The organism is Lonsdalea britannica, assembly GCF_946477055.1.
Lineage (GTDB): Bacteria > Pseudomonadota > Gammaproteobacteria > Enterobacterales > Enterobacteriaceae > Lonsdalea > Lonsdalea britannica_A.
The window spans coordinates 1-13,576 of the sequence record NZ_CAMKXG010000076.1 but is presented as its reverse complement, the minus strand read 5'-3'; the positions used below and the strand labels follow the sequence as shown (position 1 = coordinate 13,576).

At 58.5% G+C, this 13,576-nt stretch carries 12 protein-coding genes; 10 read left to right on the top strand and 2 right to left on the bottom strand.

Annotated features, from left to right (window positions below; all coding sequences use genetic code 11):
• Positions 1-110: 110 nt before the first annotated feature.
• From fhuC to fhuB, 3 genes are read left to right on the top strand one after another with little or no spacing between them, the layout of a single operon-like run.
• A complete protein-coding gene (gene fhuC, locus Q7O77_RS07385; RefSeq protein WP_304165061.1) occupies positions 111-911 on the top strand; it encodes a Fe3+-hydroxamate ABC transporter ATP-binding protein FhuC in 801 nt (266 codons plus the stop codon).
• Positions 911-1,837 (top strand): Fe(3+)-hydroxamate ABC transporter substrate-binding protein FhuD, encoded by a 927-nt coding sequence (gene fhuD / locus Q7O77_RS07380; protein WP_304165059.1) that lies wholly within the window; start codon positions 911-913, stop codon positions 1,835-1,837. The genes fhuC and fhuD overlap by 1 nt, the downstream gene beginning before the upstream one ends.
• Complete coding sequence (gene fhuB, locus Q7O77_RS07375) at positions 1,834-3,822, top strand: Fe(3+)-hydroxamate ABC transporter permease FhuB (RefSeq protein WP_304165058.1); 1,989 nt, start codon at positions 1,834-1,836, stop codon at positions 3,820-3,822. The genes fhuD and fhuB overlap by 4 nt, the downstream gene beginning before the upstream one ends.
• A 38-nt stretch (positions 3,823-3,860) precedes the next feature.
• On the opposite strand, the gene hemL is transcribed toward fhuB, so the two are convergent.
• On the bottom strand, positions 3,861-5,141 hold the full coding sequence (gene hemL / locus Q7O77_RS07370; protein WP_304165055.1) for a glutamate-1-semialdehyde 2,1-aminomutase: 1,281 nt from the start codon (positions 5,139-5,141) through the stop codon (positions 3,861-3,863).
• A gap of 309 nt (positions 5,142-5,450) precedes the next feature.
• Between hemL and erpA the strand changes: the two genes are divergently transcribed.
• Complete coding sequence (gene erpA / locus Q7O77_RS07365; protein WP_085651221.1) at positions 5,451-5,795, top strand: iron-sulfur cluster insertion protein ErpA; 345 nt, start codon at positions 5,451-5,453, stop codon at positions 5,793-5,795.
• Positions 5,796-5,919: 124 nt separating this feature from the next.
• Here the strand turns inward: erpA and mtnN are convergent, their stop codons facing one another.
• Complete coding sequence (mtnN, locus tag Q7O77_RS07360; protein WP_085651222.1) at positions 5,920-6,621, bottom strand: 5'-methylthioadenosine/S-adenosylhomocysteine nucleosidase; 702 nt, start codon at positions 6,619-6,621, stop codon at positions 5,920-5,922.
• A gap of 159 nt (positions 6,622-6,780) precedes the next feature.
• Here mtnN and dgt point away from each other — a divergent pair, with 159 nt between their 5' ends.
• The 6 genes from dgt to Q7O77_RS07330 all read left to right on the top strand — a co-directional run.
• The gene (gene dgt, locus Q7O77_RS07355; protein WP_304165050.1) at positions 6,781-8,295 is read left to right on the top strand and encodes a dGTPase; all 1,515 of its coding nucleotides are present in this window, start codon (positions 6,781-6,783) and stop codon (positions 8,293-8,295) included.
• Between the two features lie 168 nt (positions 8,296-8,463).
• The gene (degP, locus tag Q7O77_RS07350; RefSeq protein ID WP_304165047.1) at positions 8,464-9,912 is read left to right on the top strand and encodes a serine endoprotease DegP; all 1,449 of its coding nucleotides are present in this window, start codon (positions 8,464-8,466) and stop codon (positions 9,910-9,912) included.
• Positions 9,913-10,239: 327 nt separating this feature from the next.
• Positions 10,240-11,250 carry a sulfate ABC transporter substrate-binding protein gene (locus Q7O77_RS07345; protein WP_304165045.1) on the top strand — a complete coding sequence of 337 codons (1,011 nt, stop codon included), beginning with the start codon at positions 10,240-10,242 and terminating at the stop codon, positions 11,248-11,250.
• Positions 11,251-11,348: 98 nt separating this feature from the next.
• Positions 11,349-12,161: a sulfate ABC transporter permease subunit CysT gene (gene cysT, locus Q7O77_RS07340; protein ID WP_304165042.1), complete on the top strand. Its 813-nt coding sequence runs from the start codon at positions 11,349-11,351 to the stop codon at positions 12,159-12,161.
• Between the two features lie 9 nt (positions 12,162-12,170).
• Positions 12,171-13,052, top strand: a complete 882-nt coding sequence (gene cysW / locus Q7O77_RS07335; protein ID WP_304165039.1) for a sulfate ABC transporter permease subunit CysW — start codon at positions 12,171-12,173, stop codon at positions 13,050-13,052.
• A partial coding sequence (locus Q7O77_RS07330) for a sulfate/molybdate ABC transporter ATP-binding protein (RefSeq protein WP_304165037.1) occupies positions 13,042-13,576 on the top strand: 535 nt, incomplete at its 3' end. The genes cysW and Q7O77_RS07330, both read left to right, overlap by 11 nt.

The following is a 13,576-nucleotide window of genomic DNA, read 5'->3' as shown; positions in this document are numbered from 1 at the left end:
TGATTCATTAGAGATGCGACCTATGCTGACGCCCGCTTATCCGTCCCACCTTTCCGCACGACCTTTCGTTATGGCGAATATCGCCTGTGCTATCGCTCAGAGCCCGTCTTATGCAGAGTAATGTTCCGCTGGATAACGACATGACGTTCTCGCTTGAGGCGGTCAGCTTCAGCGTTGGCAACCGTACGCTGCTGCATCCGCTGTCGGTCGCGTTTCCTGCTGGAAAAGTCTACGGACTGATCGGCCATAACGGATCGGGTAAGTCGACGCTGCTCAAAATATTGGGTCGCCATCAGCCCGCCAGTAGCGGTCAGCTCTCGCTGGCGGGCCAGCCGCTGGCGCTCTGGCGCAATACGCTGTTCGCCCGTCAGGTGGCTTATCTGCCCCAGCAACTGCCCGCCGCCGAAGGGATGACGGTGCGCGAGCTGGTGGCGGTAGGACGCTATCCGTGGCACGGGGCGCTGGGACGTTTCGGGCAGGCCGACCGGGATCAGGTGGAGCAAGCCATTGCGCTGGTCGGGTTGGCGCCGTTCGCACATCGGCTGGTGGACAGTCTCTCCGGCGGCGAGCGTCAGCGAGCCTGGCTGGCGATGACGCTGGCGCAGGGCAGTCGCTGCCTGTTGCTGGATGAACCCACCTCCGCGCTGGATATCGCTCATCAGGTCGACGTACTGGCGCTCATCCGACAGCTCAGCCGTGAACGTGGGCTGACCGTGATAGCGGTTCTGCATGATGTGAATATGGCGGCCCGCTACTGTGACTGCCTGCTGGCGCTGCGTCAGGGAAAACTGATTGCGCAGGGCACGCCCGCAGAGCTGATGCAGGCGTCGGTATTGCAGGAAATCTATGGGATCCCGATGGGGATTCTGCCGCATCCGGCGGATGGTTCGCCGATAAGTTTTGTGTGCTGATGATGACATTTTCCTCCGGGCTATCTTCTTGTGGTCGCTTTGCTAGCGGCCTTTCTCGCCGCCGTTTTCTGACCGCGCTGCTGTTGTCGCCCTGTGCGTATGCGCTGCGAGGTCAGGCCGCGAGCGTGGATGTTCACCGCATCGTGGCGCTGGAGTGGCAGCCGTTGGAGCTGTTGATGGCGCTCGGTGTCACTCCGCTGGGCGTGGCTGATAAACATAACTACCAGCGGTGGGTGAAGTCGCCGACGTTGCCGGACAGCGTGGTGGACGTCGGGCTGCGCACCGAACCGAATCTGGAACTGTTGACTCAGTTGCGGCCCTCCCTGCTGCTGTACGCAGACGGCTTTGGTCCTTCGCCTTCGCAGATGGCGCGCATCGCTCCAGGCATGGGGTTTTCGTTCATTAACGGCGACGATGGCCCGCTGGAGAGCGCCCGGCGCTCGCTGCGGGCGCTGGGCGACCGCCTGAATTTGCGTCCGGCGGCGGAGCAGCATCTGGCGTCGTTCAGTCGTTTTCTTCAGCAGGCGCGGGTCAACTTACGCGCTTATACCCATCGGCCTTTGCTGCTGTTCACCGTGATGGATGCCCGCCATGTCTTGATCCTTGGGCGCAACAGCCTGTTTCAGTCGGTGATGGACGAACTCGGTATCGAAAATGCCTGGCAAGGGGAAACCAATGCCTGGGGCAGTCTGATCGTGGGCATGGAAAAGCTGGCGACGCTGAGCGCAGATATCGATGCGCTATGTTTTGATCACGGCAACGGCGCGTTGATGGATGAGGTGGCGGCCAACCCGCTGTGGCAAGCGTTGCCGTTCGTTCGTCACCAGCGCTGGCAGCGGGTAGAACCGGTCTGGTTTTACGGCGGCACGCTTTCCGCCATGCGTTTTTGCGAGACGCTGGCTAACGCGCGGGAGGCGTTCCGATGATATCGACATCCTCCCGTCGTTTTACCGCCTTTGTCATCGGTATACTGACTTTGCTGGTGCTGGCGATATCGCTGAGTCAGCTGAACCAACAGCTGCCTGTTGCCCTGTGGCGACAAGGTATTGTGAACCCCTCGCAGGACGACATCCGGCAGATGCTATTTCATTACAGCCAACTGCCGCGTCTGGTGTTATCCCTGCTGATTGGCGCGGGGTTGGGTCTGGTCGGCGTGCTGTTTCAGCAGGTACTGCGCAATCCGTTGGCGGAGCCTGCCACGCTGGGCGTTGCCAGCGGCGCGCAGCTCGGTATCACCGTCGCCACGCTGTGGGCGCTCCCGGGCGGGGCGATGACCTCGCAACTGGCGGCGATGTTCGGCGCGCTGCTGGTGGGGGGGCTGGTGTTCGGCGTCGCCTGGGGGCGGCGCTTGTCGCCGGTGACATTGATCCTCGCGGGGCTGGTGCTGAGCCTGTATTGCGGCGCGGTCAATCATTTGCTGGCGTTGCTGAATTTTGACCAGCTGACCAACCTGTTTCTGTGGAGCAGCGGCTCGCTGAATCAGCAGGATTGGCGCAACGTGGCGTTTGTCCTGCCGCGTCTGGTACTGGGCTTTATCGCCGCCGGTTTGCTGGTGCGGCCATTGACGCTGCTGGGTCTGGACGATGGCGTGGCGCGTAATCTAGGTCTTGGACTGGGACTGGCGCGTTTCGGTACGCTGGCGCTGGCGATTTTTCTCAGCGCCCAGTGGGTAAATGCGGCGGGCATCATTGGCTTCGTCGGCCTTTTCGCGCCGCTGCTGGCGAAAATTCTAGGCGCGCGTCGTCTGGGGCAGCGGCTGTGGCTGGCACCGCTTTTGGGAGCGCTGCTGCTGTGCCTCACCGACCGGCTGACGCTCTGGCTGGCGGACGTCTGGCGCGAGGTCCCAACGGGGGCGGCGACCGCGCTGGTCGGCGCGCCGATTTTATTGTGGCTGCTGCCGCGCCTGCGCAACGGGATGACCGCGTCGGTGGATGATGCGCCTGCCGCCATGCGACAACGGCGTCTTGGCCTGCCGTGGCTGACGGGCGGCGGGGTGGCGTTGGCGGCGGTGATTGTCGTCGCGTTGTGTCTGGGACGTGACGCGCAGGGCTGGCACTGGGCCAGCGGCGATGCTTTCTCTGAACTCTTGCCGTGGCGTTGGCCGCGTCTGGCGGCGGCGCTCTGCGCGGGCATCATGCTGGCGGTCGCGGGATGTTTGATTCAGCGGTTAACCGGCAATCCGATGGCCAGTCCTGAAGTGCTGGGGATCAGTTCGGGCGCGGCGTTTGGTGTCGTGATCCTGATGTTGCTGTGGCCGGGGAATGCGCTGGCGTGGCGTTTGCCTGCAGGCAGCCTCGGCGCGGCCATCACGTTGATGGTGATGATGGCGGTCGCAGGGCGAGGCGGCTTTTCCACCCAGAGACTGTTGCCTACCGGGATCGCGGTGGGCACGGCGCTGACCACCTTAGTGACGTTATTGCTGGCGAGCGGCGATCCGCGTATGGGGGCGGTGCTGACCTGGATTACCGGTTCTACCTATGGGGTGGACGCCAGACAGGTGATCTATACCGGCGCATTGGCGGTAGCGGCGCTGTGGTTGACGCCGTTTTGCCGCCGCTGGTTACAGATCCTGCCGCTAGGCGGCGTCACCGCCGGGGCGCTCGGCGTACCGGTCTCGCTGGCGCGTCTGGAGATTCTGCTGCTGGCGGCGATGTTGACCGCGGGCGCGACCTTGATCGTCGGCCCCATGAGTTTTGTCGGGCTGATGGCACCGCATCTCGCGCGAATGCTGGGATTCAATCGGGTGATGTCGCACCTTGTCTGTGCGGCGGCGATAGGCGGCGGTCTGATGACGGCGGCCGACTGGGCTGGCCGGATGTTGCTGTTTCCGTATCAGATCCCAGCGGGGCTGTTGGCGACGTTCATCGGCGCGCCGTACTTTGTCTACCTGCTGAGGAAGCAGGCGCGTTGAGCCTCAGCGCCGGGCTGGCGCTGAGGCATTCAGACGTATTACAGCTGCGAGAAGCTCTTGCGTGCGGCGGCCACGGTGCGATCGATATCCTGTTCGCTGTGTGCCGTGGACATAAAGCCCGCCTCGAACGCGGACGGCGCCAGATAGACCCCCTCATCCAGCATCAGGTGGAAGAAGCGTTTGAAGCGTTCCACATCGCACTTCAGCACGTCCTGATAGCTTGTTACCGTTTCATCGTCGGTAAAGAACAGGCCGAACATGCCCCCGGCGCGGTTGATGACCAGCGGCACATTTTCTGCCCGAGCCGCGTCCAACAGCCCTTCCGCCAGACGATCCGTCAACGCGGTTAATCGCGGATGAACGTCCGGTTTGGCGACTTCGGTCAAACAGGCGACGCCCGCCGCCATGGCGATGGGGTTGCCGGACAGCGTTCCCGCCTGATAAACCGGCCCGGTCGGCGCCAGCGCTTCCATTACGTCGCGGCGACCGCCGAATGCGCCAACGGGCATGCCGCCGCCGATGATTTTACCCAGACAGGTCAGGTCCGGCTGGACGCCGTAGAAGGCCTGGGCGCCGCCCAGCGCGACGCGGAAGCCGGTCATGACTTCGTCGATGATCAGCAGCGCGCCGAATTCGTCGCACAGCTCGCGTAGCCCCGGCAGGAACGTCGGCAGCGGCGGAATGCAGTTCATGTTACCGGCGACCGGTTCGACGATGATGGCGGCGATATCTTCGGGATACTGTTCGAAGGCGGCGCGGACAGAGGCCAGATCGTTATACGTACAGGTCAGGGTATGACGGGCGAAATCGGTGGGGACGCCGGGTGAGTTCGGCTGTCCCAGCGTTAGCGCGCCGGAACCGGCCTTCACCAGCAGGCAGTCCGCGTGGCCGTGGTAGCAACCCTCGAACTTGATGATTTTATCGCGGCCGGTGAAACCTCGGGCCAGACGAATGGCGCTCATGGTGGCTTCCGTGCCGGAGTTGACCATACGGACCATGTCCATGCCTTTCATCAGCGAGGTCACGAGATTCGCCATCGTGACTTCCATTTCAGTAGGCGCGCCGAAGCTCAGTCCGCGCTCCGCGGCGGCGATCACCGCATCGCGAATCGCCGGATGGTTGTGCCCCAGCACCATCGGTCCCCAGGAACCGACGTAATCGATATAGGCTTTGCCGTCCGCATCATAGATATAGGCGCCCTCGGCGCGTTCGATAAACAGCGGCGTGCCGCCGACGCCGTTAAATGCCCGTACCGGTGAGTTTACGCCGCCCGGTATGACCTGCTGCGCCGCCGCGTACAGACTTTCAGATTTATTCATTACAGATTCCTGACTGGGGATTGATGTCACAGAGTATGCCCTCATTCTAATGAAGAGAGGGCGGTTGTGAAATCCTTGTGACCAAGATGGGAGGGCGATGTAGGCGAACGACGTTGTTTTGGGACGGTAAAAGGCCGATAATCGGCCCCATGAACCTGCCGGAGCACATGCCTGCCTGAGCGCGGCGTCATCCACTGCCGCCCCGCCGCGAACCGATCATCTCTTGAACGTTGTCGGGGGCTATTAGATAATCGAAGCATCACCGGGCCGGATAATCACCGCCCGATACTGAGTTTGGGAGTACGAAAGATGAGCGACGTAACAGCAGTGCCGCTGCAATTCACTGATGCCGCGGCCAATAAGGTGAAATTCCTGATTGCTGACGAAGAAAATCCCGATCTGAAACTGCGGGTGTACATCACCGGCGGCGGCTGCAGCGGTTTCCAATATGGCTTCACGTTTGACGACAAGGTCAACGAGGGCGATATGATGATTGAAAAGCAGGGCGTGTCGCTGGTCGTTGACCCGATGAGCCTGCAATATCTGGTAGGCGGCTCGGTAGACTATACCGAAGGGCTGGAAGGTTCGCGCTTCGTGGTCACCAACCCGAATGCAAAAACCACCTGCGGCTGCGGATCGTCCTTCAGCATCTGATCCTCAAGCTCGGCCACACCCGGTGGCGTAGATAAAAAACCCGTGCTCAGCCTGGCTGCCGCACGGGTTTTTTGTTATCCGCGCCGAATCCACTCGTCAGTGAATGCGGCGGCGAGCTATCGAATCAGCCCTGTTGGCCCAGCGACTGCACGAGGGCTTCCACCATCAGCGTGGACTGCTTGGCCGCCACGCTCAGGAACTCATCGAAGCTCAGATGAGATTCCTGGTCCGCGACGTCGGAGATCGCACGCACGACAACGAAAGGTACGCCGAACTGATGGCAGACGTGGCCGATAGCCGTCGCTTCCATCTCCACGGCGACCGCCTGCGGGAAGGTGCTGCGGATGCGAGCCAGCGGCTCCGCGCCGTTGATGAAGGCATCGCCGCTGACGACCAGGCCGCGTACCGCATTCAGCTCCAGCTTGGCGATAGCCTGTTCTGCCTGAACGATCAGCTTTTCGTCCGCGACGAAAGCGGCCGGGCAGCCCGCCATCTGACCCGCTTCATAACCGAACGCGGTGACATCGGCGTCGTGGTAGCGGACTTCGCTGGACACCACGATATCGCCGACTTTAAGGCTGGAGGCCAGACCGCCGGCCGAACCGGTGTTGATCACGACGTCTGGACGGCAGTGTTCCAGCAGCAGCGTTGTCCCCAGCGCCGCCGCGACTTTACCAATCCCGGATTTGAGCAGCGCCACGTCCACGCCGTGCAGCTGTCCGGTGTAAATTTCACAGCCAGCGCGCTGTATGGTCTGGCGGTTCTGAATCTGATCGCGCAGCAAGATAACTTCTTGTTCCATTGCGCCAATGATGCCAACTTTCATAGGATTCCCCACAAGTTTTGCTTGAATTAACAGGTGTGTCGTGGCCGGTAGTCTATCATGGCCGTTATGATAGCGAGAGCACGCGAACAAAACGCCTTAACCGTTGTATCGCCCGTGCGGGCATGCTATCACCGGTCAGGGCCAGAAACGGAGAACAGCATGTCCGACATCGATTTTGCCAAGAAAATCAGCTATCAACGGGCGTTGAGCCAGCCTAAAGAAAAGAAGGATGATTACGGGGTTATCCGCGAGTTCGAAAGCGATCGCGGCCGTATCATTAACTCCGCCGCCATTCGCCGGTTGCAGCAGAAAACGCAGGTGTTCCCGCTGGAAAGGAACGCGGCCGTGCGCTCCCGTCTGACGCACTCGATGGAAGTGCAGCAAATTGGCCGCTATATCGCTAAAAACATTATCGATAGCCTGAGGCGTCAGAAAAAGCTGGAGGCCTATGGGCTGGACCGCTATGAGATCCCCTTCGAAAGTATGGTGGAAATGGCTTGCCTGATGCATGACATCGGCAACCCGCCGTTTGGCCATTTCGGCGAGTCCGCGCTGAGAAACTGGTTCTCCACGCAGATGGACGCCGAGTTCTGCAAGCATCCCGCCGGGCGTGAAGACGCCTGCCAGGTTGCCTGTTTGACGCTGAAGGAAGGTGAGGATGCGTTGAACGAACTGCGCTGCCGCATCCGTCAGGATCTGAGTCAGTTCGAAGGCAATGCCCAGGCGGTGCGGATGGTGCATACGCTGTTGAAATTGAACCTGACCTATTCGCAGGTCGCCTGCATCCTCAAATACACCAAGCCCGCCTACTGGGTCGCTGAGCTACCCGCCGACTACGACTACCTGATGAAAAAGCCGGGCTTTTACTTGTCAGAAGAGGCGTTCGTGAGTCAGCTCCGGCGCGAGCTGGACATGGAAGAGTTTCACCGTTTTCCGCTGACCTACATTATGGAAGCGGCGGACGATATCTCGTATTGCATTGCCGATTTGGAAGATGCGGTAGAGAAAAAGCTGTTTTCCATCGACCGTCTCTATCAACTGTTAGAAGAGGCTTGGGGAGAGACGAAAGAAAACGATGTGTTCATGAAGACCGTGGGTAAGGCATTTAAATCTCGTCAGCAGCATCCCTGGCGGAGCAGCGACGATCAGTTCTTCATGAAGCTGCGGGTTAATGCCGTTGCCTGTCTGGTGCCGCATGCCTCGCAGCGTTTTATCGAATATCTGCCCAACATTTTCCGCGGCGAGTTTAATCAGGCGCTGCTGGAAGACGGCAGTCCGCAAAACCGGCTATTGAAAACGTTCAAGCAGGTGGCGTTCAAACACGTTTTCAACCACCACGAAGTGGAGCAGTTGGAGTTGCAGGGAAGCCGGGTGATGCGCGGTTTGCTCGACATCTACCATCCTTTGCTGCAAATGCCGTCGGCTGACTTTAAGACGTTAGTGGAAGAGGAGTTCCATCGCGATTATCCGATTGAGACTCGCCTTTACCACAAGCTGTCGCGCAAGCACTGTCTGGCTTATCGAGAGGCCGTGACGTCGCTAGAGAAGCAGCCCGCTGAGCAGCAGGAGTGTCTGGAGTTTTACTATCGCGGTCGCCTGATTCAGGACTACATCAGCGGCATGACCGACCTTTATGCCTACGACGAATACCGTCGGCTGATGGCGGCTGAGTAGGCGAGAGGCAGGACGTCGCAGGCGGCCGTTTTGTAAACAGAGACAATATTTCCTTACGTTTCACAGGATTGCGCAGAGGAACTTCCTTTGCGCAGAGTTATCTTATCTGCACGACCACAGCAAAAGGCCGTAAAATTTGCGTGTTGATTGACTATGAGACCTATTCCTATGAAAAGAAAATCATTGGTTCTGAGTGCATTGACGTTAAGCCTGGCAATGGCCACAGGGACGGTTCCGGCGATCGCGGCGGAATCGGTCTCTTCCTCCAGCCAACAGCTTCCCAGTCTGGCGCCGATGCTCGAAAAAGTGATGCCTTCGGTCGTCAATATTTCCGTCGAAGGACATGCGCCGGTTAGCCGGTCTGGCAACGGGGCTATACCGCCTCAGCTACAGCCATTCTTTGGCGAAGATTCCCCGTTTTGCCAGGAGGGTTCGCCGTTCCAGTCCTCACCGATGTGTCAGGGCGGAGATGACGACGGCAATCCTAATCAACAGCCGCGTCAGCAGCAGACCTTCCAGGCGTTGGGCGCGGGCGTAATTATCAATGCGGCTAAAGGTTACGTGGTGACGAACAATCACGTGGTCGATAACGCCGACAAAATTCAGGTGCGTCTCAATGACGGCCGTAAATACGACGCGCGGGTGATCGGTAAGGATCCGCGATCTGATATCGCCGTGGTGCAGATCAAAGACGCCCGTAATCTGACCGAGCTTAAAATGGCGGATTCCGATCAGCTGCGCGTCGGCGACTATGCCGTAGCCATCGGCAATCCTTACGGTCTGGGCGAAACCGCGACCTCCGGGATCATTTCGGCGCTTGGTCGCAGCGGGCTGAACATCGAAAACTATGAAGACTTCATTCAGACGGATGCGGCGATTAACCGGGGTAACTCCGGCGGCGCGCTGGTCAATCTCAATGGCGAACTGATTGGTCTGAATACGGCGATTCTGGCGCCGGACGGCGGCAACATCGGCATCGGTTTCGCCATTCCGAGCAACATGGTGAAAAATCTGGTGAATCAGATCGTTGAGTTTGGTGAGGTGAAACGCGGCGAACTGGGTATCGTCGGCACGGAGTTGAACTCCGATCTGGCGCAGGCGATGAAGATCGACGCCCAGCGCGGCGCGTTCGTCAGCCAGGTTCAGCCGAAATCGGCGGCGGCAGGTGCCGGGATCAAAGCCGGCGACGTCATTGTGTCGCTGAACGGTAAAACGGTCAGCAGCTTTGCGGCGCTGCGCGCACAGGTGGGGTCGTTGCCAGCGGGCACCAAGCTGACGTTGGGTCTGCTTCGCGACGGCAAGCCGGTTTCGGTCGACGTGACGTTGCAGCAAAGCAGTCAGGCTCAGGTGGCGGCGGGCAATCTGAACTCGGGCATTGAAGGCGCTGAGCTCAGCAATACGCAGCTCGACGGCCAGAAAGGCGTGAAGGTCGAGAAGGTCAAACCCGGCTCCTCCGCTGCACGTATCGGCCTGAAACCGGGCGATGTCATCCTTGGCGTGAATCAGCAGGCCGTGGCCAATATTGGCGAACTGCGCAAGATTCTGGACAGTAAACCGCCGGTGCTGGCGCTGAATATCCGCCGTGGCGACAGTAGTTTGTATTTGTTACTGCAGTAATCCGATAGGGCTGGCGTCGTTCGCGGCGCTAGCCTTTCCTCCGGTTCTTTGCACGCGCTATCAGCTCAATTTAAAACCCCAAAAATTGTGCGAAGAATATAACGGGATTGCATAAATTATCGCGAAACAGTCTTTTTGCCGCCCTCCCATATCCTCTATTGTCCAGTCTTACTTCCTGCCTGATAACACACTTAGCTTATCGCTATCTCCGGCTATGGCGCGGTCTCTACAGACTGTCGCAATGCCAGACACTATCAGGAAGGACCCATAATTAGCCCGGTTGCCTGCGGGTATCGAACTGAATGACTTCTTGAGGGAGTGATAACTATGTCAAAGCGTCGTCTGGGGCTGTCGTTGGCTGCCGCAACCCTGTTGTTTTCAGGCGTTGCCTCTGCAGCAACAGAACTGCTGAACGTGTCTTACGACCCTACGCGGGAGTTTTATCAGGAGTACAACGCCGCTTTCAGCAAGCACTGGAAGGCCACCACAGGTGAAGATATCTCGATCAAGAACTCGCACGGCGGCTCTGGCAAGCAGGCACGTTCGGTTATCGACGGACTCCAGGCGGATGTTGTCACGCTGGCACTGGCGGGCGATATCGATGCGCTCAACCTCAATAAAAAACTCATTGACCCGAACTGGCAGGCACGTTTGCCGGATAACAGTACGCCTTATACCTCCACCATCGTGTTCCTGGTGCGTAAAGGAAACCCTAAACAGATCAAGGATTGGGGCGATCTGATCAAACCCGGCGTGCAGGTGATTACGCCTAACCCGAAAACGTCCGGCGGGGCGCGTTGGAACTTCCTGGCCGCCTGGGCTTATGCCAAACATTTGCCGGGCGGGACCGACGAAAGCGCGCTGAAATTCGTCACTGAACTGTATCGTCATGCCCCGGTACTGGATACCGGTGCGCGTGGCTCGACCGTCAGCTTCGTACAGCGCCAGCTTGGCGATGTGCTGATCGCATGGGAAAACGAAGCCTATCTGTCTTTGAAAGAGCAGGGCGGCGAAAATCTGGAGATCGTCACCCCGTCGCTGTCCATATTGGCTGAACCGCCGGTGGCCGTTGTCGACAATGTGGTCGAAAGAAAAGGCACGAAAAAGCAGGCGGAGGCGTATCTGAACTATCTTTATAGCGATGAAGGGCAACGTATCATCGCTAAAAACTTCTATCGTCCGCGTAATGAAAAAATTGCGGAAGAGTTCAAGAGCCAGTTTGCTCCGGTGAAACTGGTGACGATCGACAGCGACTTTGGCGGCTGGAAGCAGGCTCAGCCTAAGTTCTTCGCTGATGGCGGTATTTTTGACGGCATCTTCGAAAAAATTAATCAGTAAGGTATCTCATGATGTAAACCGCCCCGGTATGGGGCGGTTTTGTCACGCAGGGATGCGGGAGACCTTTGTGGTCTGGTAGATAAAAAGAAAGGCTTGTTATGTCACGACGCGCTTCGCCGGTGATGCCCGGTTTTGGATTGACGTTAGGGTTTAGCCTCACCTATCTGGGGCTGATTGTTTTAATCCCGCTGGCTGCGATGTTCCTCTACGCCAGCCAACTCACACTGACCCAGTTTTGGGATCTGATCACCAGCCGACAGGTGTTGTCCTCGGTGCGGCTTTCGTTTTCCACGGCGTTATCTGCCGCCTTTATTAACGGCATTATTGGCACGCTGTTGGCCTGGGTGCTGGTGCGCTATACCTTCCCGGGTCGCAAAATTATCGATGCCATGATCGATATGCCGTTTGCACTGCCCACCGCCGTGGCCGGTATCGCGCTGACGTCGCTCTATGCGCCAACCGGGCTGGTGGGCAGCCTGTTTCCTTTCAAGATCGCTTACACCCCTTTGGGGATAACGCTGGCGCTGATTTTCGTCACGCTTCCGTTCGTGGTGCGGACGGTACAGCCGGTGCTGGCGGATATTCCCAAGGAAGTTGAAGAGGCCGCGTCGTGTCTTGGCGCCGGGCCGCTGCAGATATTTCGTCACGTACTGGTGCCCGCCATTCTGCCTGCCTGGTTGACCGGCTTCGCGCTGGCTTTTGCTCGAGGTGTGGGAGAGTACGGTTCCGTGGTGTTTATCGCCGGCAATATCCCATTCAAAACGGAAATCATGCCGTTGCTGATTGTTTCCAAGCTGGACCAGTACGATTACAAAGGGGCGACCGGTATCGGCGTGTTCATGCTGGTGCTGTCGTTCATTATGCTGTTGCTGATCAACTTGTTGCAGCGCCGAATTCAACCAAATCGCTGAGGGATGATGATGGATAACACAGTTTCCGTGTCGGGTAAGACACGCTCTGTTTCCCGGCGGCCTGTCACTTATTACACCCTGGTCGGGCTTGCCTGGGTGGTCTTTGTGCTGGTGTTGGTGTTGCCGCTGGTGATGGTGGTGACACAGGGATTACATAATGGCGTAGGCGCCTTCTGGAATGCGATTTCTGAGCCAGACGCCGTGTCGGCGCTCAAGCTGACGCTGTTTGCCACGGTCATTTCCGTCCCGCTGAATATGATTTTCGGTCTGGCGACGGCATGGTGCGTGACCAAGTTCGAATTTCGCGGCAAGACGCTGCTGCTGGCCTTGATCGACCTGCCGTTCTCGGTCTCTCCGGTCGTGACGGGGCTGGTCTATGTGTTGTTGTTCGGGGCGCAGAGCAAGCTTTACCCATTCCTGATGGAGCACGATTTGCAGGTGGTCTATGCGGTGCCGGGCATCGTGCTGGCGACGATCTTCGTGACGCTGCCCTATGTGGCGCGCGAGCTGATCCCGCTGATGGAGCAACAGGGTTCGCAGGAAGAAGAGGCCGCGCGCCTGTTGGGGGCGAATGGCTGGCAGATGTTCTGGAACATTACGCTACCGAACGTGAAATGGGCGCTGATTTATGGCGTGGTGCTGTGTACGGCACGCGCAATGGGAGAGTTCGGGGCGGTTTCCGTGGTGTCGGGACACATCCGCGGTATGACAAACACGCTGCCCTTACACATCGAAATTCTCTATAACGAATACAACATCGTCGCGGCGTTCAGCGTGGCTATTCTGCTGCTGGTGATGTCGTTGGTGATACTGCTGCTGCGCCAGTGGAGCGAAGCACGGTTGACAAAACAGTTAGAGCAACAACAGGAGCTGGCCAAAAATGAGCATTGAAGTCCATAACGTTAACAAGCAATTTGGTCAGTTTCGGGCGCTGAATGCGATTAACCTGTCCATTCAAAGCGGCGAGTTGGTGGCGCTGCTCGGGCCGTCCGGCTGCGGCAAGACGACCCTACTGCGTATCATCGCCGGACTGGAGCAGCCTGACAGCGGCAACATCGTGTTTCATGGCGAAGACGTTTCGGTGCATGACGTACGCGACCGCAACGTGGGTTTCGTATTTCAGCACTATGCTTTGTTCCGCCATATGACGGTTTTCGATAACGTCGCCTTCGGCTTGAGGATGAAGCCGAAAGCGATACGTCCGTCTAAACGCGACATCGAAACCAAAGTGCATGAATTGCTGAACATGGTACAGCTAGACTGGTTGGCGGATCGTTATCCTGAGCAGCTTTCCGGTGGTCAGCGCCAGCGTATTGCGCTTGCTCGTGCGTTGATCGTCGAGCCGCGAATTCTGTTGCTCGATGAGCCTTTCGGGGCACTGGACGCCAAAGTGCGTAAAGAGCTGCGGCGCTGGC

Bases quoted from the DNA above. Each gene is read 5' to 3' on its own strand.
- fhuC (WP_304165061.1), top strand. From the start codon at position 111: ATGCAGAGTAATGTTCCGCTGGATAACGACATGACGTTCTCGCTTGAG.
- fhuD (WP_304165059.1), top strand. From the start codon at position 911: ATGATGACATTTTCCTCCGGGCTATCTTCTTGTGGTCGCTTTGCTAGC.
- fhuB (WP_304165058.1), top strand. From the start codon at position 1,834: ATGATATCGACATCCTCCCGTCGTTTTACCGCCTTTGTCATCGGTATA.
- hemL (WP_304165055.1), bottom strand. From the start codon at position 5,141: ATGAATAAATCTGAAAGTCTGTACGCGGCGGCGCAGCAGGTCATACCG.
- erpA (WP_085651221.1), top strand. From the start codon at position 5,451: ATGAGCGACGTAACAGCAGTGCCGCTGCAATTCACTGATGCCGCGGCC.
- mtnN (WP_085651222.1), bottom strand. From the start codon at position 6,621: ATGAAAGTTGGCATCATTGGCGCAATGGAACAAGAAGTTATCTTGCTG.
- dgt (WP_304165050.1), top strand. From the start codon at position 6,781: ATGTCCGACATCGATTTTGCCAAGAAAATCAGCTATCAACGGGCGTTG.
- degP (WP_304165047.1), top strand. From the start codon at position 8,464: ATGAAAAGAAAATCATTGGTTCTGAGTGCATTGACGTTAAGCCTGGCA.
- Q7O77_RS07345 (WP_304165045.1), top strand. From the start codon at position 10,240: ATGTCAAAGCGTCGTCTGGGGCTGTCGTTGGCTGCCGCAACCCTGTTG.
- cysT (WP_304165042.1), top strand. From the start codon at position 11,349: ATGTCACGACGCGCTTCGCCGGTGATGCCCGGTTTTGGATTGACGTTA.
- cysW (WP_304165039.1), top strand. From the start codon at position 12,171: ATGGATAACACAGTTTCCGTGTCGGGTAAGACACGCTCTGTTTCCCGG.